The organism is Haloferax profundi, assembly GCF_001469865.1.
Classification (GTDB): domain Archaea; phylum Halobacteriota; class Halobacteria; order Halobacteriales; family Haloferacaceae; genus Haloferax; species Haloferax profundi.
Genome location: NZ_LOPV01000051.1, coordinates 1 through 870 on the forward strand (window position 1 = coordinate 1; position 870 = coordinate 870).

Sequence of the window (870 nt, forward strand, 5' to 3'; positions counted from 1 at the left end):
GCGCTGAACGGGAACGGCGAGTACACCGCCTACTCCACGTCGGAGGCAGACCGGGAGTCCACGGACAAGCCCACGACTTCAGTCGTGGGTTGATGACTATGTCGAAGAGCAAGAGGGTGCTCAGTGGGAATGCCGCTGGGATCGACACCCCAACACCCACAACGCACGATTGCATTTTCATCAGCCTCCAGATGCAGAGGATGTCACTGACCTTTCCCTCTCTTCTCTCCATCCTCTCGAAGTGTACTCGACTGTTCTTACTGCTATCGAGCATCGACTTGAGACGCTGTGGTCGACCCAGTGACTGGACGGTGGACGGCGACTGAGATTTTATCTATCCCCTGATGGGTGCGGGGAATCACTCCCCGATGAGTTCAGATGGCTACGACAGAAACCACCTACAGAAAGGCATCGTTCAGTGACCGAACCACCCGAGAAGACGAAATGCACCTCGTCGTCGACGAGTGGCTTGCAGACCTCGTTGATGAAGTAGAACAGGCACGAGAAAGCGAGGTGTTCAAAGACTGGCTCGACGTCCAGAGTCGCTTCCACGACTACTCGGCTCGCAACAGCCTGCTCATCGCACTCCAGTGTCCGAACGCAACTCGGGTTGCAGGCTACCGGACGTGGCAAGACGACTTCGACAGACAGGTGTCGAAGGGGGAGTCAGCAATCTGGATCTGGGCACCAATCATAGCGAAGACGTGTCCAGTGTGCGGCGAGACGAAGTCCAGACATGACGACGCCTGCGAGAGCGACGGGATTCCCCCCGAAGAGTGGACGACCCAACTGCTCAGTTTCAAACCCGTTCCAGTATTCGACATCTCCCAGACAGAGGGCGAGCCACTTCCAGAACTGGATACCGAGGCA

1 protein-coding gene and 1 pseudogene are annotated in these 870 nt (G+C 56.9%); both read left to right on the top strand.

What is annotated here, in order from left to right:
- Window positions 1–97 precede the first annotated feature (97 nt).
- Window positions 98–304, top strand: a pseudogene (locus AUR66_RS23225) (hypothetical protein); the annotation flags it as partial.
- A gap of 74 nt (window positions 305–378) precedes the next feature.
- Window positions 379–870: ArdC-like ssDNA-binding domain-containing protein (locus AUR66_RS03170; RefSeq protein ID WP_231727738.1), on the top strand; the 492-nt coding region annotated here is incomplete at its 3' end.